The 20553-nt window shown below is 42.1% G+C and carries 14 protein-coding genes; 8 read left to right on the top strand and 6 right to left on the bottom strand.

Annotation, left to right across the window (positions count from 1 at the left end):
- Positions 1-88: 88 nt before the first annotated feature.
- The 3 genes from HWQ42_RS03400 (at position 89) to HWQ42_RS03390 (ending at position 3081) form a co-directional block, all read left to right on the top strand.
- A complete protein-coding gene (locus HWQ42_RS03400; RefSeq protein ID WP_292809283.1) occupies positions 89-1606 on the top strand; it encodes an LCP family protein in 1518 nt (505 codons plus the stop codon).
- Between the two features lie 85 nt (positions 1607-1691).
- Positions 1692-2198 (top strand): pentapeptide repeat-containing protein, encoded by a 507-nt coding sequence (locus tag HWQ42_RS03395; RefSeq protein ID WP_292809281.1) that lies wholly within the window; start codon positions 1692-1694, stop codon positions 2196-2198.
- 46 nt (positions 2199-2244) lie between these two features.
- Positions 2245-3081 (top strand): hypothetical protein, encoded by an 837-nt coding sequence (locus tag HWQ42_RS03390; protein WP_292809279.1) that lies wholly within the window; start codon positions 2245-2247, stop codon positions 3079-3081.
- Positions 3082-3387: 306 nt separating this feature from the next.
- Here the strand turns inward: HWQ42_RS03390 and HWQ42_RS03385 are convergent, their stop codons facing one another.
- A complete protein-coding gene (locus HWQ42_RS03385; protein ID WP_292809277.1) occupies positions 3388-6405 on the bottom strand; it encodes a GAF domain-containing protein in 3018 nt (1005 codons plus the stop codon).
- A gap of 771 nt (positions 6406-7176) precedes the next feature.
- On the opposite strand from HWQ42_RS03385, the gene murJ reads away from it, so the two are divergent.
- Positions 7177-8781, top strand: a complete 1605-nt coding sequence (murJ, locus tag HWQ42_RS03380; RefSeq protein WP_292809275.1) for a murein biosynthesis integral membrane protein MurJ — start codon at positions 7177-7179, stop codon at positions 8779-8781.
- 214 nt (positions 8782-8995) lie between these two features.
- Here murJ and HWQ42_RS03375 read toward each other — a convergent pair whose 3' ends face one another.
- Complete coding sequence (locus tag HWQ42_RS03375; protein WP_292809273.1) at positions 8996-9685, bottom strand: class I SAM-dependent methyltransferase; 690 nt, start codon at positions 9683-9685, stop codon at positions 8996-8998.
- A gap of 414 nt (positions 9686-10099) precedes the next feature.
- On the opposite strand from HWQ42_RS03375, the gene HWQ42_RS03370 reads away from it, so the two are divergent.
- Both HWQ42_RS03370 and HWQ42_RS03365 read left to right on the top strand, forming a co-directional pair.
- Entirely contained in the window at positions 10100-10612 is a 513-nt protein-coding gene (locus tag HWQ42_RS03370) for an outer membrane beta-barrel protein (RefSeq protein WP_292734405.1), read from the top strand.
- Positions 10613-10816: 204 nt separating this feature from the next.
- A complete protein-coding gene (locus HWQ42_RS03365; RefSeq protein ID WP_292809271.1) occupies positions 10817-11110 on the top strand; it encodes a hypothetical protein in 294 nt (97 codons plus the stop codon).
- Here the strand turns inward: HWQ42_RS03365 and HWQ42_RS03360 are convergent.
- The 4 genes from HWQ42_RS03360 to HWQ42_RS03345 all read right to left on the bottom strand — a co-directional run bounded on the left by HWQ42_RS03360 (position 11107) and on the right by HWQ42_RS03345 (position 16391).
- On the bottom strand, positions 11107-14175 hold the full coding sequence (locus HWQ42_RS03360) for a DUF3769 domain-containing protein (RefSeq protein ID WP_292809269.1): 3069 nt from the start codon (positions 14173-14175) through the stop codon (positions 11107-11109). The genes HWQ42_RS03365 and HWQ42_RS03360 overlap by 4 nt on opposite strands.
- A 197-nt stretch (positions 14176-14372) precedes the next feature.
- Entirely contained in the window at positions 14373-14489 is a 117-nt protein-coding gene (locus HWQ42_RS03355) for a photosystem II reaction center protein I (protein ID WP_041566417.1), read from the bottom strand.
- Positions 14490-14889: 400 nt separating this feature from the next.
- Complete coding sequence (locus tag HWQ42_RS03350) at positions 14890-15591, bottom strand: DapH/DapD/GlmU-related protein (protein WP_292809267.1); 702 nt, start codon at positions 15589-15591, stop codon at positions 14890-14892.
- Between the two features lie 662 nt (positions 15592-16253).
- On the bottom strand, positions 16254-16391 hold the full coding sequence (locus HWQ42_RS03345) for a hypothetical protein (protein ID WP_174707946.1): 138 nt from the start codon (positions 16389-16391) through the stop codon (positions 16254-16256).
- 578 nt (positions 16392-16969) lie between these two features.
- Between HWQ42_RS03345 and HWQ42_RS03340 the strand changes: the two genes are divergently transcribed.
- Both HWQ42_RS03340 and glgP read left to right on the top strand, forming a co-directional pair.
- Positions 16970-17293 (top strand): hypothetical protein, encoded by a 324-nt coding sequence (locus tag HWQ42_RS03340; protein WP_292734393.1) that lies wholly within the window; start codon positions 16970-16972, stop codon positions 17291-17293.
- Between the two features lie 633 nt (positions 17294-17926).
- The gene (gene glgP / locus HWQ42_RS03335; RefSeq protein ID WP_292809265.1) at positions 17927-20491 is read left to right on the top strand and encodes an alpha-glucan family phosphorylase; all 2565 of its coding nucleotides are present in this window, start codon (positions 17927-17929) and stop codon (positions 20489-20491) included.
- The last annotated feature ends 62 nt before the right edge of the window (positions 20492-20553 follow it).

Here is a 20553-nt window from a genome sequence, read left to right as displayed (position 1 = left end):
TTACAAGTTTACAGTGAGCTTTTCCACTGGCAATATTTGTAGCTTGGATTAACATACTTTTAGGGAGTGGTTGAGTGGGGAGATAATTGTGATAAAACAAGTCGAATGGTCGGAAAATCCGGTTACGTCTCAGCAAGTAGTAGAGTTTGAAAGTGACGTGCGATCGTCGCAACTTCAACGGACAGAAAATCAAGTAACACCAGCACCACTGGCCGACTCAGAGGAGGAGGTCGAACTAAACCAGCCAGCGAATCCGAACCGTAGCGTCATCGAATCTGTGGGCGCGTTTCCCAATCAGCTTTCTGAGAGACTGGGCTTAACCATGCCTCGATGGCTGTTATGGTTTATGACGGTTGTCATTGGCATCATCTTATCTGGGCTGCTGGTGTCAACATTAGCGCTGTGGACTCCTTTATGGAGCAATCTAGATCGAACAGATGAAGATTTAGGAACTACTGCTAAAGACGAACTAAAAATCCCATTACCAGGGGAGTTATGGGGCAAACTTTCCCAGTACAAGCTTTCACGTCCGATGAATATTTTAATCATGGGGATTGAACCAGTCAGCGGTACCGTTGATGGCTCACCAGAAAGCTTTGCCGGGAAAAGCGACTCCATGCTACTGGTACGACTGAATCCTAGTGAAAAATCTGTAAGGGTGCTTTCCATTCCCAGAGATACAATGATCGCCATCCCTGAAAAGGGAGAAAAGGGATTAACTAAGGTATCTGATGCCAATGCCAAAGGCGGCCCAGTCTTGGCTGCACGGGTAGTTAGCCGTACCTTAAACAACGCCCCAATCGATCGTTATATCCGCATTTCTACCAGCGGCTTACGGCAGTTAGTCGATCAGTTAGGCGGTGTAGAAGTCTTTGTTCCTAAAGCAATGGAATATAAAGACTCCAGCAGTCGGCTGTCGATTAATTTAGTCAGTGGCTGGCAAACCCTCAACGGCGAACAAGCAGAACACTTTGTTCGATTCCGCGAACCAGGTTTGGGAGATTTGCCGAGAGTGCAGCGTCAGCAAGCACTAACAGCAGCTCTGCTGCAACGTTTAAATAGTCCTACCATCTTACCCCGGTTGCCTCAATTAACTCGCCTAATGCGAAAATATTTTGATACCAACCTGAAGATGGAAGAAATGATGGCGTTGGTCAATTTCGGACTCAACCTAGATCGGGATAATTTCCAAATGACTGTGTTGCCTGGTACGTTTAGCCGCTTTAGCAAAGACCCTGATAGCTATTGGCTGAATATGACTGGACAACAGAGCCTGTTGAATGATTATGTTGGGGTAAATGTACCTGGTCTAAAACCAGATATGCGTCAGGTTCCTAACCTCAAAATTGCTATTCAAAATGCTTCAAATCAACCTCAGCTAACTGAAAAAGTTATTGCTTATCTCAAACAGAAAGGCTTTAATAATATTTACAAAGTGCCTGATTGGCCAGATACCCAACGTCAAACTCAGATTATTGTCCAAAAAGGCAACCGACGAGTTGGGGTTGATTTGCAAAAAGTCTTACGCTTGGGTCAAATCGAGGTGTCTGCCATTGGTGATTTAGAATCTGATCTGACAATCCGTATTGGGAAAGATTGGAAATAGCTAAGAGTCATTAGTCATTAGTCATTAGTCATTGGTTAAATGACAAAAGACTAATGACAAAGGACTACTGACAAATAATAAAGTTATGAAAAAGATTTTACTGCGTTTTTTGGGTTTGATTGTAATTTTACTACTAGCCTTTGGGTGGATAATACTTAATCCTAAGCCGGCTTTTGCTCAGATAAACACAATCAATTACAACAATATAAATTTAGAAAATCGTGACTTTTCTCATACCGATTTGGCAGGTGTAACTTTTGTAGCAGCAGAAATGCGGGGGACAAATTTTCAAGGAGCGAATTTAACCAACGCAATTCTGACTAAAGGAGTTTTATTAAAGGCAAATTTGGAAGATGCGAACTTGAGCGGCGCTTTAGTCGATCGCGCCACTATGGATGGTGCTAACCTCAAGAATGCCATCTTTACTGAAGCAACTTTGACCCGCAGCCGCTTTTATGATGCTGATGTCACTGGTGCTGATTTTACCGATGCTTTAATTGACCGTTATCAAGTGTCGCTGCTGTGTGAAAGAGCCGATGGCATAAATCCAGTTACGGGTGTGTCAACGCGAGATAGTTTGGGTTGTAGGTAAAGGAACTCCGCGTTGAGCTTAAAAACAGAGACATTTTTGCGAAAAAATGGAAAATCAAAGTTCTTTATTAGGCTATATATTATTAATTACCAATTTATTTCTGGTTTGGTATTTTCTCCAAGGTAAGAATCTCAAAATTCATAAGCAAACGCAAAATCAACTTAACTTTACTATTCAACCGAAGTGGTTTCTATTTATTGGGTTATTTATTGGACAAGCAGGGATAATTTGCTTATATACTATTTTTACGATTATAAGTTCCACACAACTTAGTTGTGACCGTGTACCCCAAAATTTACAAGCTTTCAATATTGAGCAAAAATCATCAATAATTATATGTGATCTGAGAGAGTTTGATTTTTTTGATCGTCAAAAAAGCCAAAAACAAATTACTGGATTAATTGGAACTCGTTTAGAAAAACAAACTAAAACTGATAAAGAGGGAAAAATATTATATAAATATCGAGTTCAGTTATTAACTAATACAGAAAGCATTCCATTTACACGAATTGCTTACAGTGATTATTTTTCAGAAGAAGCAGAGTTGATAATTTTAAAAATTAAGAATTTCTTAGCACAACCTTTAGAGAAAAATTTAGTAGTTAAGCAAGATGATACTTTAAAAGGCTATGCCGCAATTGGCGGAACCCTATTTTTGTTTTTGGTAGGTTTACTCATAATAGCCGTAGCTTCATTTATCAACTGTAATTTTCATAAAGAGTCAAATAGTTTAACTCTCAGCCGCTATCGATGGTTGGGAAAATTGGGAAAAGCGGTTTTTTTGTACTCGTTAAATGAAATTATTGAGATTAAAGTTGAAAGTTCTGATTCTAGCGAAGGTGGCTTTGTTTATCGAGTAACCTTAATGTTAGCATCTGGTTAAACTGTACCTTTGAGTGGGTGTTACAGTTCTGGGTTTGAAGAGAAACAAGAAATAGTTAAGACGATCAAAAGTTTTCTCGCTTCAAATTAGTAGCTGTTTATACTAAGTCTGCCACTTTCTCAACATCAACTCTGCGATCGCATCCCCAAAAACGTCCTAAAATATAAATAAATTATATTGATTCAGGCGTTGGTGCATTAGTCTAATGACATAACGCAATAGCAGTTATGATGCTTTCGGGGAACGGAGGCAACCCTGGCTCCCCTATTTAAGATTGACTGAAGAATTGTCAAAAATCAATCGCCTCTAATTACCGCAGGGAATTTCAATTAAAAACTCTGTTCCTTCTCCTGGTTTAGACGAACATTTCATCTGACCATGATGTTTCTCAACTACTATTTGATGGCTAATAGACAATCCTAACCCCGTACCTTTACCTGGTGCTTTGGTAGTGAAGAAGGGATCGAATATATGCGATCGCACTTCTTCTGGAATCCCCAGACCATTATCAGCTATTGTTATTACAATCTGGTTCTGAACGAGTTGCGTATTAATCCAGATAGTCAAAGGTATTCTCGGACACGTTTGTAATAATTTCAAAGACCTTTGCTGTATAGTGTTAAACTTTTCCTCTAATGCATCAATACTGTTACTCAAAAGATTCATAAACACTTGGTTTAATTGCGCGGGATAGCATTCGAGCAAAGGTAAATTATCATATTGTTTAATAATCTCAATAGCTGGGCGATCATTATTGTTTTTAAGGCGATGCCCTAAAATTAGCAAAGTACTATCCAAGCCTTCATGAATATCTACTGGCTTTAATTCAGCCTCATCTGTACGAGAGAAGTTTCGCAGTGATAGCACAATATCACAAATGCGCTCTGTTCCTACTTTCATTGACTCAAGGGTTTTGGGTAAATCTTCAATGAGAAAATCCAAATCACTCTTGTCGATTTGCTCTTGGATAGTTGGCAATATTGAGGAGTTTTGACGGTAAAGTTTCACTACCTTTAGAAGTTCTTGAGTATATTCACTTAAATGGATAAGATTACCAAAAATAAAACTGATAGGATTGTTGATTTCATGGGCAACTCCAGCAAGTAGTTGTCCTAATCCCGCCATTTTTTCACCCTGAATTAACCTAGTCTGAGTTTGTTTTAATTCTTGCAGAGTTTGAGAAAGTTCCAAAGTTTGACGTTTAGTTTGTTCGAGTAATTCTGCTTGCTGAATTGCAATCCCCAATTGCACCCCGACTTGAGCCAGTAAATTAATTTCCTCTTCTTTCCAATAACGCGGTTGTGAATTTTGATAAGCAACTAATAATCCCCATAATTTTTCACCTTCCCGAATCGGCACAAAGGTTTCGTTACGCGGAAGTTCGTTATCGTCGTCTGTGTCCTCAAAAGTTTCTATAATCATTGGTTGGGTTTGTGCAACTGCTTTCCAACCATCTTTAAATGAATCTGCTACAAATTTACCACTCCAATCCGGGTTGAAACGGTAAATTGCAATTCGCTCGACTTCAAGTAACTCTCGCACAGCATGAGTAGTAGTTCTAAAAATAGTTTTAATATCGAGTGACTGGCGGATTTTGTCAATGGTTGCTGCCAGTAATTCTTGCCGTTCCATTGCTTTCTCGCGTTCAGTGGCTTCTGCTAACTGGACAACCTGCATTTGAACTTGCTTTAAATAAGAATCCTGTTTTAATGCGACTCCCAATTGTTCGGCTATTTGACTGGCAAATTCAATTTCAGAGGGTTGCCAGTAGCGAGGAGCGGTGCATTGGTGAATACACAGCAATCCCCAAAGTTCACCTTCTTTTAATAGAGGTGCAACCATATTTGCTCGCACTTGAAATTTTGCTAAAATTTGCACGTAGCAACCGGGAAACTTTCCTTGATAAATGTCAGCGATCGCATTTACTCGACCTTGGGCGTAAAGGTGTGCAAAGTTTTCCCCAAAGCAATAGTCATAAACTTTTTCTGCCATTACCGAGTTACACTCAGACACAAAATCTTCAGAAATAAATTCTCCTTCCCAATCTTTTTGCGGATCAAAACGAAAGACTGCCACTCGGTCTGCTTGCAGCATTTGTCGGGCCTCGGTGACAGTAGTATGGAAGATTGTATCTAAATCTAGAGACTCCCGAATTCGAGTAATTACACTAGTTAATGTCTTTTGTTGCTCTGCTTGGTACTGAGCGTATGCCAGCAACTTATGGTGTCGCACTGCTACACCAATTTGTCTACCGATTTTGCTCAGTGATTCGACTTCATAAGATTGCCACTCTCTGGGTGAGGCATTTTGGTAGACAGCGATGATTCCCCACAGTTGATCTCCCTGAAGAATAGGCGCAGTTGCAAAGGCTTTTGTCTGAAATTGCTCCAATAAGGTGATATGGCAGTCTGTTAATCCGGCTTGATAAATGTCATTAACTATAAATGTCTCGTTGTTAACGTAACGTCCACCTTGCGTCTGTTGTAAATAAGTATCAGCGATCGCAGGCTGAATGCCAACTAAAGCAGTCCAGCCTTCAGCAAATGATTCCGCAACAAAGTTACCACTCCAATCTGGATTGAAGCTAAAGATGGCAACTCGATCGGCTTGCAGCAGCTTACGTATTTCTTGAGTTGTGGTTTTAAAGATAGTTTCAATATCAAGGGGTGAGCGAATTTCATCGACAATTTTAGCTATTACTTGGTCGCGCTGAACTGCTTGAGCCAATTTTGCAGCTTGCAATTGAACTTCATGGAGATGTTTCCCTTGTTGAATTGCAACAACAAGATGGTCAGCAATTTGACGAATAAACTCAATTTCCGATTCTTTCCATTCACGAGTCTCACTGCACTGATGAATGCAAAGCAATCCCCACAGTTCTTGCTTGCGCGATAGAGGGACAACGAGGTTAGCCTGTACCTGAAATTTACTCAAAATTGCCAGATGACAATCACTCAGTCCCGCCTTGTAAATATCTGCTACTGCTTGCACTTGACCTTGTTGATAACTAGAAGCAAATTGTTCTTCAAAACAGTGGTCGTAAACTTTTACAGCCATTGCTGAGTCCCAGCCAATTGCAACATCTTCAGAAACAAATTCTCCCTCCCAGTTTTGTTCGCGGTCAAACTGGAAGACTGCTACTCGGTCAGCATTTAACAACTGACGCACTTGTGTAACAGTCGTTTGAAAAATTTTTTCTAAGTCCAGAGATTCCCGAATTCGGACTATTACACTCGCCAGAGCTTTTTGTTGCTCTAGTTGCTCTTGAAGTTGAGCGCTTGACAAAAGAAGTTGATTTTCTGTGAAATTTGAATTGGGTTCCATTGCTCTGGATTATCTCGTTTTTATACAAGGGTTCCTCACACCAAAATTCAAGGGGTTAAGAAGTGTCAAAAATATGACAAACTGCAAAGTTTTACAGTTTTCAACTAGCCGCGTCCAGGATTCACCTATTTCAGATGGATGTCAACTTGTTGGGGTAGGACGAATGGACGCTTTGGGACTGAGTACTGGGTACTAGGGAAGAAAATATGAGTAAAATTTGTTTGGGATTCCAATCCCTATTCAAATCTCGCCCGATACCCAGTCCCTAATCCCCAATCCCCAGTCCCTAGTTCAACTATTTCCCAGAAGATGGTTATTGTTATAGTTCCCTTTTCTCGATCTATCCTTGTAATGGATTAAAAAATAATTTTGGCTTGTACACAACAGAGGAGATGACTAAATACACAATTGTGTAAATTTGTTGCCAATTGAGGGTTTAATTTGAAACACAGAGGAGCGTAAAGTTTATTTGAGTATATTCACTACGAACTTAGGCAAGGCTATCACTAAGTTAGTGTTGTCCGCGCAAATCAGCAAAGCGGCCCGGCCCCTTTGAAATCCTGATCTAACTAACTTGTAATTCGCTGTATTATAGCAATTCAGGAATTTAATTTTTAGCGTAGACGTAGCCTGCCGTAGGCATCGATCCGCCTTTGCCCTGAGCGTAGGCATTTAAAATTACTAATTTGCCAAAATTTACCTGACAGACTGCGGAATTTCAGGTTAAATGTTTTAAAGTATGCACTCTGCAAGAGTTGTCGGGTATTATTCGTGACACAACAAGATCAAAAACCCTCTCGTTCTTTCGCTGGAATTGCTGGCATTGTTGCCGCAGCCACATTAATTAGTAAAGTCTTCGGTTTAGTGCGGCAGCAAGCGATCGCTGCCGCATTTGGTGTTGGTGCTGCTGCCACCGCCTATAGTTATGCTTATATTATCCCTGGCTTTCTGTTGATCTTACTCGGTGGCGTAAATGGGCCATTACACAGTGCGATCGTCAGCGTTTTAGCCAAGCGTCGCCGAGAAGAAGCAGCTCCCCTAGTGGAAACCGTGACAACGTTGGTAGCTGGAGTGCTGTTGCTGGTGACAGTGGTTCAAGTTCTATTTGCGGATGCGATCGTTGATTTAGTCGGTCATGGTTTGGAAGAAACAACCAGAGCGATCGCCATTCAACAACTCCGCATTATGGCACCAATGGCTTTATTTGCCGGTTTAATTGGCATTGGCTTTGGTACTCTCAATACAGCCAATCAATATTGGTTACTCTCCATTAGCCCTTTATTATCTAGTATTACCGTTGTTGGTGGTCTTGCTATCTTAGCTATGCAACTGGGAAAGGACATTATTAAGCCGGAGTACGCTTTAATCGGGGGAATGGTGTTAGCTTGGGGAACCTTGGCAGGAGCGATTCTCCAGTGGGTAGTGCAGCTAATTGTCCAGTGGCGATTAGGATTGGGCACATTACGCCTGCGGTTTGATTTTAAATCTCCAGGCGTTCAAGAAGTAATTAAAATCATGACTCCGGCAACAGTTTCATCTGGAATGATGCCAATTAATGTTGCCACGGATCTTTATTTTGCTAGTCCTATTCCTGGAGCGGCGGCAGGATTTAATTATGCCAATCTATTAGTCCAAACTCCTTTGGGGATTATTTCTAATATTATTTTGCTGCCTCTATTACCGATATTTGCCAAACTTGCTGGCCCCGAAAATTGGCAGGACTTAAAATTACGGATTCGCCAAGGACTGCTACTCACTGCTTTTACCATGTTACCGCTAGGAGCGTTGATGGTGTCGCTATCTGTACCCATTGTGCAGGTGGTATATGAGCGCGGTGCTTTCAAGCCAGAAGCTACAGAGCTAGTTTCATCTTTGTTAGTAGCTTATGGAATTGGGATGTTTGTCTATTTGGGGCGTGATGTTTTGGTGCGAGTATTTTATGCCTTGGGCGATGGACAGACACCTTTTCGCATCAGTATTTTTAACATCTTGCTCAACATCTTATTAGATTGGTTTTTCGTTAAACCTTTTGGCGCTCCCGGTTTGGTATTAGCAACGGTGGGTGTAAATTGTAGCTCAATGTTAATGCTGTTATGGTTGCTCGATCGCAAACTCAATGGTTTACCTTGGCGTGAGTGGAGTTTGCCGATTCTGGGTTTGGCTGCTGGTAGCGTAGTTGCTGGGGTAGCAAGCTATGGGGCATTGGTTGGTTCTCAGCACTTGCTAGGTAAAACGGGTTTACTGATTCTGGTGTTGCAGTTGTGTATATCTGGCTTCGTAGGGATTGTAGTGTTTGCTGCGATCGCTTCATGGCTGAAAATACCAGAGGTGAATATTTTCATCTCTCGTCTACGTCAACGCTTTTTGAAGAAATAACGAGCGATCGCTCTAGCCAATGTTAACAAATATCCGGATCTGCTGTATAACTACCCCCCGCTGCCAAAGGCATATTTTTTGCTTGATAAAGGGATTGGACTTTGGATAAGTGAAAATTAAGGGTGATGCGTCCTTAATAGAATTTTTTCTTCGCCAACAAATACAGGACTTGTCCATTTTATATAAACTGATAATAAAATTAATTATTATCAGTTTATATCTTCGTGTTATTAGCATAGATAAAATAATGGTCTGTCACTTTTACATTGGCTTTAAAACCAACTTGTATCAGATGCTTTTGCAGTTCATCTTGCTGATAAAAAACTTTCACTATTTGAAATTCTTGCCCATCATTTAACTTCCGGCTTTTGTAAATACTGCCATCATCATTCAGAATATGGTTATTAGCTGTAGATGTTGGTTCAAAGCGCGAGTCAACAATAAATACTTGTCCACCGACACGCACAGATTTATAAACTTTTAGCAAAAACAATTTCAGTAATTCTGGCGGCACATGAGATAACCAGAAAGAGAAAAATACTAAATCATATTCAGCGTGCGCTTCCCAGGCAAATAAATCAATTTGGTGATATTCTACTTTTTGTGAATTTAATTTGCTGCGATTAATTTCAATTACTTCTTCGGAGGCATCAATTGCAGTAATTTTCTGTCCAATTTTTAAAAGCTCTTGTGTCCAAATTCCGGTTCCACAGGCTAATTCTAAGATTTCCTCAGCTTGGACAATTTGTTGTAAATCCTGTTTGACAATATCAACTTCTTTAAACCAACGCTGGTTTAGTTCCTCACCGCGATCGTAACGACCAAGGCGATAAAACCACTGATCGTATTCGTTGGCTCTAGCACAATAGTAGGCAATTTGTTGTTGCAGAATTTGATTGGTCATTGCCAGCTTCTCATCTACTCTAGATAAATTTTACAGCTAAAAGTTCTGCTGACTCAATAGCAGCAGATGAAGTATTATCCCAAGGGCAGTGGCTCAATCAATTTAAGCGGGAAATTTATCTATAGCATCTGAGTTCAGGAGATCCTGTCAGTCAATCAGGCTAATTCCATTCTGTTGGAGATGCTTAAGTAGGTCGGCATAAATAATTATCCTTGGGATAAGGCAGGGGTAAAAGCGCGATCGCACCCACTACTCGATTTAAAGAATTTTGAATTTTTCAGTTGTTACACCCAGATGGGTGAGAAATAATTCAGCCACTTGGGTGAACCAGGTGTGCGAGGTTACATTTTGTAAAAAAAGAGATTCTAGTACTAGAGAACATTGATTTTACCTAACTCTAGTGAGAATAATTCTATGAAACTGACAAAATTAGCTGCCTCTGCAATTGCTGTTGCTTCCATTGTCCTCTCAGCCGGCATTGCATCTGCTCAAACAGCAGGTACTAACGGTAACTACATCGGTGCTGGTGTTGCTGTTGGTGCAACCAGTGGCGGACAAGGAAACGATGAAGCACAAATTGGTGGTAATATTCAAGGACGATACGCCGTACCCAATGCCCCAGTTTCACTGCGGGGTTCTGTGTTGTATGGTGGCGATGCTGCTGCAATTATGCCCATAGTCACTTATGATGCGCCCATCGCCAAAAATACTAACGTTTACTTCGGTGGTGGTTATTCTTTTGTAACTGATGAAGGTCAAAAAACCCCATTGGGCAATCGGAATTCACCTGTAGTCACCCTTGGGATTGAATCAGAAGTAAGCAAAAATGTTATTGCCTACGGGGATACTAAATGGGGTATTGACGCCTACAAAAATAGTGATGCTGATGCCGTCAGCTTCCAAGCTGGATTAGGCTATCGCTTCTAGTGATTACGAGCTAGAAAAGGGCTTATTCGGAAGCTAAAGCAATGATCTTTTCCAGCCGTAATAGTAATTCGTTCTTTGATGCCCAAGTATTAATACTTGGGCATCAATCATTTTTAGTGATGATTTTGATAAAAAATGATATTGGCTAGTCTTAATACTTTATCTTAAAGTGAAGCAAATAGACATACGTATAAGATATTACTGATGAAAAAGATTAATTACATTCCAGAAATAGTTGGTGAAACAACTGACGTAGAATCTTGGCTGATGCGAGCGGGGCTAAGATTTTCAGACTTAGGTGACGATGCTGCAAGTATTGAAATCCGCAGGCAATGGCGAGAGTACCAAGCCGCAGTTCATAGATGCTGTGTAACCCTACACCAACCACCATCAGGCATTCAACTAAGCGGCGACTATGCCAGCTTGAGAATACCTGGCGCGGCATTAACTAATTGTGCGATCGATCGCTTGTCGAGTCGTCCCAAATCCTCAGACTAATTATCCTGTTGCACGCCGTTCACTACTGGCTTAATTTCCGAAAATGGATCGGTGCCGCCACCCCAGTTAAAATCACTAATTCGGATGCTGAAGCCGCCTAACTCCAGCACCGGATTGTAACGTAAGGTAATGCCATAGGTGCGACGGCTATATTCCAAAATGTAGTCGGTACTAGTTTCTCTACCAGTATCTAAATTAACAGATGTTTGGAAGCCTAAGCGAAAAGGTCCGTAGATTTGCTGTGATATTCCAGCGGTCAATACTGTGTTATCAACGGAGCGGTCAAACAAAAAGGGTGATAATCCGTTATTAAAGCCTTGAGAGTAACTAATATTAAAGGCGGTATAGTCGAAAAAAGGCCGGGAAAAATGACCAATTTGCCCTTGTAAGCCAATTGTACCAATTAGGGTGCTTTGGTTATCACCATTGCTGTAATAACTGGTAGTGCCTGTAAGGCTAGCGATCGCTTGCAAGTAAGGAACTACAGGGGTAGCGGTGTATCGTAATCCCTCAGTGGCAGTGGGTGGTAATGGTTTTCCCTGCCACAGCAACAGCCCTCTACTGAGGGTAGCACTGCCTTGTAAACGACCAAGTGAAATGCGATCGTTTTCCCGCACTGGTTCTAGCAAGTCTTGGCGATCGGTGTTGGCATCAATATACTGGGCACTTGCTTGGTAGTTAAGGTTGATGCCACTTTTTCCTAAAGGAATCACAGGAGAGGTAATAATGCCGCCAAAACTGCTCTGGACAGTTTGAAAACCCAGAGTACCGTTGTAGAGACGATCGCGGTAGTTATATTGCACATTCAATGTGTGGGGAAGAGAAGTGCCCAATGTCTGGCGCAATCCTAAATTCACTCGCAAATTCTCTTCCACGTCATTCAAGTTAAAACTAGTTAACTCCGCAGTTCCCTGAATTATCCTCCGTGGATTCAAAACAGAATTTATCTTGGTCTTCACACCAAACAGTGCGCCTAAGTCACCCGTGCCTTCTTGCACACCTCTCTGTAATAATAACTGGGGCGTGATTGTCCAGCGTGTTTGCTCTGTATCGATTACTGGAAATCCACGCTCAATATACAAACCTCCCCGATCTTCTCCATCGTAGCCTGGGGAGACTATTGCAGGTGTAACGTCCCGCTCTCGGCGGTCAATAGTACGCTCATTCAGGGGAATTGGTAAGGAGACTGTTTGATCCAATACCAAACGCTGTCGCTGTGTTCTGATGCGGTCTACTAAGGGTGATTCTCGTGTCAAAGTTACTTTATCTGCGCGTAATTCCAATTCAGGCGGGGAAAAAGGATCGTTGGTGATGCGGACATTGTTTGCTTGCCAGCCTTGCGGATAAAAGTCAATTTGTTCAGCTTCAAACCTGAGCCGATTGACTGCACCTCCTGCTTTCGGTGGCGGGATGTTGCTGGCGTCTGACTGACCACCAATTGTCACATCAATTCCTCCAGGGCTACTCACACCGGAAACGGGTTGATTGGCTCTAATGCGATCGCTAGCCGGACGTTTTGAAACTCCACCAGTACTTACAGCCGTGGGTGAAAAAGCAAAATCTGTTTGTGCTGAAGGTACGTAAATTTCTCCTCTACCATTTTCCAGTTCCCCACGATCTTGAACGAAGTTATAGGTAAAGCGTTGTCCACGCAGTATCTGATCGCCCCGTGTTAAGGTTACGTTGCCTTCCCCCGCAGCGATCATGTTGTCCAAATTGACTTGTAAGCGATCGGCATCCACCACCGCCCCATCAAATCGCACAATTACATTACCTACAGCTGTAATAATTCGCTGTTTCTCGTCATACTCTTGCCGATCTGAAGTAACTTCTACAATTCTTTGTGCGCCTGGCGGTGTGGTAGCTGGCGCAGTTGTACCAGATGGTTGAGTTTGCGGCTGAGTGGTATTTATCTGTGGTGTAGGCGTTGGTACTTGGCTTTGTTGCTGGACTTGGGACTTAAATTCTACAGTGATGGGTACTGAGAGTTGGTTTTTGGGCTTACGAGACTTGAATGTGATAAAATTTTCTACTGATTGAGAACTCGGTGCAAGATCGGCAGCAGATACAGAGATATTGTCTTGTTTTAGAGACTGTTGTGCAGTAATATCATGTTGCTGTTTTTGTTGGGTTAACTTCTCAGCTAAAATTTCTGCTTTGGATTTGCCTAACTTGTTGCTGTTTGTGACAGTTGTGGCAATTTGAAGAGGGCGTGGAGATTGGGCGACAAGTGGGCTTGGAGAAACTCTATAGGTAAAGCTAGAAGAGTCCAAAAAGGTTGGTTTTGCTCCACCATTAGAGTTTGGATTTAGCGTAGACGCAAAGCGGTGAGGGGGTCGCAGTCTTCTCCCAAGGGGAGACGCTAAGAGCGATGGCGGTTCCCGTCGATTGCGATAGCGCAGCGTTAGCGAGTCTTCTCCCAAGGGGAGACGCCAAGGGCGAACGAGCGTCACCCCCGAACCCGTTGGCGCAGCCTCTCGTAGAGAAGGGCTTGTCGTCAGCCATCGCTGACCGAGTTTTTGAGCAGGCTCATATTTTGCTTGTTGATCTAAAGCCTCTGCTCCAACTTTTCTTTGCAAGGCAGCGGCTTCTCTTTGCGTCTCCCGTTTACGCAGTGCCGACATCAGAAGAAGTTCCGAGCGGCGGGGTTCGACGCTCGGACTTGTCTTTGTGTCTTGTTTAAGCCCATTAGAGGTTGTAACCTCCTGCGTGGGATAACCAACAACCAGTGGCTGCCCCAAAAGCCCAGCAGTTGCAGAACCGGGGAGTGGGGAATTTTCTGGTGGAAAGGTTTCTGGTGAATGAGGTACAGAAGAAGTTTTAGCAACTACCAAGTCATCTTGAGTTGAGTCGATTGGAGTTGACAATAAAGGATCGCTCTTAGTGTTACCCGAAATTGCCAACTGAGCCAAATTCTTGGGCTGCTTGGATTTGTCTGTCTTTTCGTGTATTCCAGTATCTACACCTGAAAGAAACTTTGTATGACTAGCAGATGAGGCGGGATTTACAGGTTGTAAAGATTCAACGATAGGAGGCGGATTAGGTGGCAGAACTGGATGAAGCATAAGTGAGCAAAATCGGGCTAACAAACAGCCAAATGACAAAGGGAAGGATTAAACATACATTTTGCCTTCCGACTGTCGCCTTCTGCTACCTACAGCAAGCTACTTGGAGGAAGAAACTTACTAAATTTTCGCTTAGTAAGTTTCCGTGGCGTTTAGTATTTTCCGCCTTCCAAAGTCGCGGATGATTTATCGCCCTTTTACTCTAAGTCCCGACGGCCGGGGTTACGAGCTGGATCGTTCGACAAAAATCCGAAGATGAAGATAGTTACGAAGAAGGCAACAACAATATAAACAGCGATTTTTAAAGTCAGCATAGAAATATCTCCAACGGGTAAAACAAAGAAAGCTTTTCTTTCAGTATCTGCAATGCAGAAAAGATAGCTACTTTATATTACCCAAATCTCGTCCCTTTTTTAGAGGACTCTGGGGACTCAGGGCTAGCAATGTCTACCCTACGGTTATTGATAATGTACAAGATGTAAGTTGTCTGACTTGTAGATGCCCTTAAGAGAGATAACTCAGAGGCGTTTACCCTTGTGACGTTGACTGATGGCAAAGGTTTCCCAAAAAAGGCAACAGCTTACAGGGGATAGTTACTATTCCCCATAGCTTTCAGGAGTGCTGAGTACGGAGTGCTGAGTGGTAAATGGGGAGCAGAGGAGAAGTTACAGTAAGTTCTGCCCCTTTGCACCTCTGCCTCTTGTACCCAATGCCCTATGTCTTAACTTGAAGCTTGGCTATATCTTTGCCAATTCGGTTTTTGATTACTCTTGCAGGTATGCCGACAGCAACCGAAAAAGGAGGAATATCTTTATTAACAACTGCTCCCGCCCCAATAACGCTGCCTTTGCCGATAGTAACGCCATCTAATACTGTTACTCCATGTCCTAGCCAACAATCATCCTCAATCACAATTCCCTTGCGAGTAACACCTTGGTATTTAATCAGCTCCATCGGATCGGCAAAATTATGATTATTGCCATATATCCCTGAATGAGCAGCAATCATGCAGTGTTTACCAATTTTAATGTCTCCTGGCCCCTCAATACATACGTTGGGAGCAATGAAGGTGTCTTCATCAATATGTATATACGTATCTTTCAAAGACCCGATATCAACGTTACGCTCAATCGCAACTCTATCTCCTAGATGGATTCTATTATTTTTATGTCCTCTCGCATCCATCCGCACACCCTTGAAAATATAGACTCCTGCGCCGATCTCAATACAAGAAGTACCGTTAAATTCAACACCATTTTGAATATATACTGGGCTGCCTATCTGGTCAAAAATACTACGGTATCCTAAATTACGCAATTTTGGGCCGAGGAGAAGTGTCGGAATATCTCCTAACACTGTAGTTACTAAAAGTTCTTGCACGCGCTGCAATTTGGAAAAATATTGCTCGTTCTGCATGGCTACATATCTCTTTAATCAATTGTTGTTGACAGTGTTTCAAGTTGTTTTGGCTGTATCCTAATCTTCTGCCAATACCAATAGGCTCTGTGTGTATTAATACATGAGCTAAGGTAGCAGTATCACCAAAATTCCCTAAGATTTTTAGATGGTTTTTCAAATGTTGAAAAACCATAGTCTGGCTTTGACTATGCGAGCAATTCTTGAGGTTAGGTGTGTAGAATTACTCAAGTAATATGCACAATTACGTTAAGTCGCTAGCAGATTTTGTGCTATATGCACTTAAAACTTTGGCTTATTTTTCACAAAATCAATTAACAAAACAATTTCAGTGCATTGCCGGGTCAAAACTCAGACTTTTAAATTGTCTGATGGGAAATTTTCTGGTTTAGATAGACTACTGTTTTGGTTCTCTGGCAAATTTGAAAAGCTTGCTACCGCTAACAGCACTCCTAAAAGTAACTAGGATAGTGTTGTTTGTCTTGAGGCTATTTTCTCTCAAGCGGTTTTAGTCTTTTGAAACAATTCAGTTTCACAAGCTATTTGGCAACAAAAAATACATTTAACTAGACTATATTCAAAGTTTAGATAAAATTTCTGCCTAGCATAACAATGTAATTATTGTTGGATTTTGATGGGTATTTTTGCCCAAAAAAATCCAATTAGGGTGGATTATCTCCCACATCAGCCATCACATTGAAGTTAACCATCGGTGCAAACAAGTAAGCGCTTCCCCGACTGCTATGACGGCTTTCTTGCAACGAATTTCTAGAGTATGCTGCTCCAATCATGTTGCACACGGATGATTTACAGACTAGCCAATTCACGTTTGTAATGACATGAATTGTTTTTAAGAACAATTGTTTTTAACGATAACACATTTTATTTTTAGTGGAACACTCTTATGAAATAAGTTGATTTCCAGATTTATTGTTGATGATAATGCTGGAAATAAGTTAACTTTTTTACTAGAGCGAGTGCTACTCGGAAATATTTTTATACACTTAGACAGCATCCATTGAGGAGGGAGATTTAAAAATGCTGTAAGTGGTTATTGGCATTTTGGTCTATATTTATATCGTTACTATTTTATAAATTGGGCATTAAACTCAGAATAATATCTACTATACTTGTGACACCCTCTTCGTTAAAAAGCCAAAGTAGCTGAAAATTTTCCTCTTCCTTATTACTTGTATCTAAAAATTTATAAATCACCCATTCGGGTGAGCCAAGCGGGTGATGCGTGGTTGGTAGTATTCATTATAAATTTTATTAAAAGAAAGCTAAAAGTAGCTTAGTTTCGAGGATAAATCTACAAAAAAACATCTAATTTCCCAAATTGAGGTATCCGTTTTAACTCACACACTTGGTTCAAATTATGGCTTTAATTAAAGAAATTGTACAAGAAGCTCTAACTATCGGCTATCTAAGTGTTGTAGCCGAAGATCAACTGCGATCGCAACTTCAAAGTAATTATGACTCAGAAGACCTAGATGCCTGGATAATTTTACAGCGAGCTATTGCAGCAGGTGATGTCAAACAAGAGTCGCGCCGAAAAAAAGCTTCCCCATCTCCTAAAGCCAAAGACACTTCATCAAGTATCAAACTTGCTTATCAAATGGCGGCAGAACTCGCTTATGCAGCAGCTGTAGCTCTGACAATGACAAAAAATACTAAAGATCAGCCTTCACTAGGTGCATAAAGTAACATCTTTATAAGTCATTTTGCTGAATTAGTGCAAATATTTCATACCAAGTAGTTAGTGTAGGCGTAGCCCACCGCAGGCATCGCTTTTCTTGGTTAACTGCTTGGTAGGGTTTTCATCCAATTGATTATTTATGGGGTTTCCTTCTGCCTCGTGGGTTGAGAGTGCTGAGTGCTGAGTAAAAATCCCAGTCTTTAGAAGATTTTCATGCTTGGCTTTTGAAACTCCTTTTATTGGGACTGTCTTCTTTGATAGAGCAATTTTATTAAAAAATAATTAAAAAATTTCACTTTCCTGGATACACCTATGGGGAATTTTCACCCTCAGCCAAGAATCTCGAATTGATCCCCGGAAGCAATACTAAAATAAATATAAATTATTTCTTCAAAACTAAATTTTTTTAAGTGATATATACCAGTAAATGATTAAATCTTAATATACCAAGTACATGGCTCAGAGTAAGGCATAGAATTAGAAACACCTTGGTGTAAACTTTAGCAACGAGGTTAAAAATAATTCTCAATGCTTAACAAAGTCATCGCTTTTTCACAAACTACTGTATAAAGAATTGGCAACATTGGTAAAGAGAGTAAACAATAACCATAGCTAAACTTGGAGTTTTGCCAACCTATGCAGCCAATTCGCACATTTAACGTATCTCCTTCACTACCGCCGCGACTTGAACCACTACGGCGGCTGGCATATAACTTGCACTGGGATTGGAACGTTGATACTAAAGATTTATTTCGTCGCTTAGACTCTGACCTGTGGGAGTCTAGCCATCATAACCCGGTGTTAATGTTGGGTACAATCTCTCAATCGCGGCTTCTGGAAGTTGTCGAAGATGAAGGCTTTTTAGCGCAAATGGATCGAGCTGACCGTCAGTTAGACGATTATTTGCAAGAGCGCACTTGGTATCAGAAACAACGAGAGCAGAAACCCAAAGAATGCTATGCCTATTTTTCGGCGGAATTTGGACTTGTAGATTGTTTGCCCGTCTATTCTGGAGGCTTGGGCGTTCTGGCGGGGGATCACCTCAAATCTGCCAGTGACTTGGGGCTACCGCTTGTAGGTGTAGGTTTGCTCTATCAGCAAGGCTACTTTGCCCAGTATCTCAATGCCGATGGCTGGCAGCAAGAACGCTACCTGCTCAACGATTTTTATAATATGCCCTTGCATCTAGAGCGCAATGCCGATGGTTCAGAGCTACGGATTGCGGTAGATTATCCTGGACGCAAGGTATACGCTAGAGTTTGGCGCGTACAGGTGGGAACAGTTCCCTTGTATCTGCTAGACACCAATATTGAACCCAATAACACTTACGACCACGACATTACAGATCAGCTGTATGGTGGCGACATCGATATGCGTATCCACCAGGAAATCATGCTGGGGATCGGTGGTGTGCAAATGCTCAAAGCTTTGGGGCTGAAAGTTACCGCTTACCACATGAATGAAGGCCATGCTGCCTTCTCTGCCCTAGAACGCATCCGCTTGCTGATTCAGGAAGAGGGACTGAATTATGTCCAAGCTAGACAAGTGGTCGCTTCCAGCAATATCTTTACCACCCACACGCCAGTACCTGCGGGAATTGACTTGTTCGCTCCCGACAAAATGCTGCACTACCTGGGATATTACGCAGAGATATTTGGGTTGCCCAAAGAGCAATTTTTAGGACTGGGGCGCGAGAATACAGGCGATTTATCTGGGCCTTTCAGTATGGCGGTGCTGGCGCTGAAGATGGCAACATTTTCCAACGGTGTCGCCCAACTACATGGTGTGGTGTCGCGGCAAATGTTCCAGGGTTTATGGCAAAATGTGCCAGTAGAGGAAGTACCGATCGCCGCAATTACTAACGGTGTCCATGCTCGCAGTTGTGTAGCGAAATCGACTCAAGAGTTGTACGATCGCTATCTCGGCCCAAATTGGTCTTCAGCACCACCAGATAGCCCACTGTGGGAGCGGATGGACGCCATACCGGATGAGGAATTGTGGCGCAATCACGAACGCTGCCGCTTAGATATGATTTTGTATGTGCGGGAGCATTTAGTTAAGCATTTGACCGATCGCGGCGCTTCCGCTTCCGAAATTGTCCAAGCCCAAGAAGTTTTAGATCCTTACGCTTTCACCATTGGCTTTGCTCGTCGCTTTGCCACCTACAAACGCGCCACCCTCTGGATGCGTGATTTGGATCGCATTAAGCGGCTTCTGCTGGCTAACAAAGACCGGAAAGTACAATTTGTAATTGCTGGTAAGGCACATCCCAAGGATATTCCCGGTAAAGAATTGATCCGCGAGATCAATCATTTTATCCGCGAACAGCATTTAGAAAAACAGGTAGTGTTTGTTCCAAATTACGACATTCACATTTCCCGGTTGATGGTTGCGGGTTGCGATATCTGGTTGAACACACCGCGTCGTCCACGGGAAGCCTCTGGTACTAGTGGGATGAAAGCGGCAATGAATGGATTGCCGAATTTAAGTGTGCTAGATGGCTGGTGGGATGAAGCTGATTACGTCCGCACAGGCTGGGCAATTGGACATGGAGAGAATTACGACGATCCTAACTACCAAGATGAAGTAGAAGCAAACGCTCTCTATGAGTTGTTAGAGAAGGAAGTTGTACCGCTATTTTATGAGCAGCGAGATACTGATGGCTTACCCCGTCCGTGGGTTGCCAAAATGAAGGATGCAATTCGGTTGAATTGTCCTTTCTTTAATACAGCGCGGATGGTGGGAGAATATGCCGGGCGAGCTTATTTCCCGGCAAGCGATCGCTATCATACCCTGACTGTTGATAACTATGGCCCAGCGAAAGAACTAGCCGCTTGGAAAGAAAAACTGAACGAACACTGGTTTAACATCAAAATCAAAGATGTTGATGTATCGGCAGCTTCAGACATTGAGGTTAACCAAACCGTTGCTGTCAAAGCCAAGGTTGACTTGGCGACTTTGACCAATGATGATGTGCAGGTGGAACTATACCAAGGTGCGATCGATGCCAATGGTGAGATTGTCAACGCTGTGCCAGTAGTGATGGATTACCAAGGCGAAGATGGACAGCAATTGAGTATTTACACTGGTAATATCATCTATACCGCTTCTGGTTTACAAGGTTTGTCTTTGCGTGTATTGCCAAAAAATCCACACCTGGCTAATCCTTATGAACCAAGGTTGATTGCTTGGGCAGAGTAAGAGTGTTGAGTAGTTATTGAATATTCAATATTAGGCGTTGCTGACTTAAGTTTAGCAACGCT

It is taken from the genome of Nostoc sp. JL23, assembly GCF_017115065.1.
Taxonomy (GTDB): domain Bacteria; phylum Cyanobacteriota; class Cyanobacteriia; order Cyanobacteriales; family Nostocaceae; genus Nostoc; species Nostoc punctiforme_A.
This window is presented reverse-complemented; position numbering and strand designations above follow the sequence as displayed.

Bases quoted from the DNA above. Each gene is read 5' to 3' on its own strand.
- HWQ42_RS03370 (WP_292734405.1), top strand. From the start codon at position 10,100: ATGAAACTGACAAAATTAGCTGCCTCTGCAATTGCTGTTGCTTCCATT.
- HWQ42_RS03340 (WP_292734393.1), top strand. From the start codon at position 16,970: ATGGCTTTAATTAAAGAAATTGTACAAGAAGCTCTAACTATCGGCTAT.
- HWQ42_RS03365 (WP_292809271.1), top strand. From the start codon at position 10,817: ATGAAAAAGATTAATTACATTCCAGAAATAGTTGGTGAAACAACTGAC.
- HWQ42_RS03395 (WP_292809281.1), top strand. From the start codon at position 1,692: ATGAAAAAGATTTTACTGCGTTTTTTGGGTTTGATTGTAATTTTACTA.
- HWQ42_RS03355 (WP_041566417.1), bottom strand. From the start codon at position 14,489: ATGCTGACTTTAAAAATCGCTGTTTATATTGTTGTTGCCTTCTTCGTA.
- HWQ42_RS03350 (WP_292809267.1), bottom strand. From the start codon at position 15,591: ATGCAGAACGAGCAATATTTTTCCAAATTGCAGCGCGTGCAAGAACTT.
- HWQ42_RS03390 (WP_292809279.1), top strand. From the start codon at position 2,245: ATGGAAAATCAAAGTTCTTTATTAGGCTATATATTATTAATTACCAAT.
- glgP (WP_292809265.1), top strand. From the start codon at position 17,927: ATGCAGCCAATTCGCACATTTAACGTATCTCCTTCACTACCGCCGCGA.
- HWQ42_RS03375 (WP_292809273.1), bottom strand. From the start codon at position 9,685: ATGACCAATCAAATTCTGCAACAACAAATTGCCTACTATTGTGCTAGA.
- HWQ42_RS03360 (WP_292809269.1), bottom strand. From the start codon at position 14,175: ATGCTTCATCCAGTTCTGCCACCTAATCCGCCTCCTATCGTTGAATCT.
- HWQ42_RS03385 (WP_292809277.1), bottom strand. From the start codon at position 6,405: ATGGAACCCAATTCAAATTTCACAGAAAATCAACTTCTTTTGTCAAGC.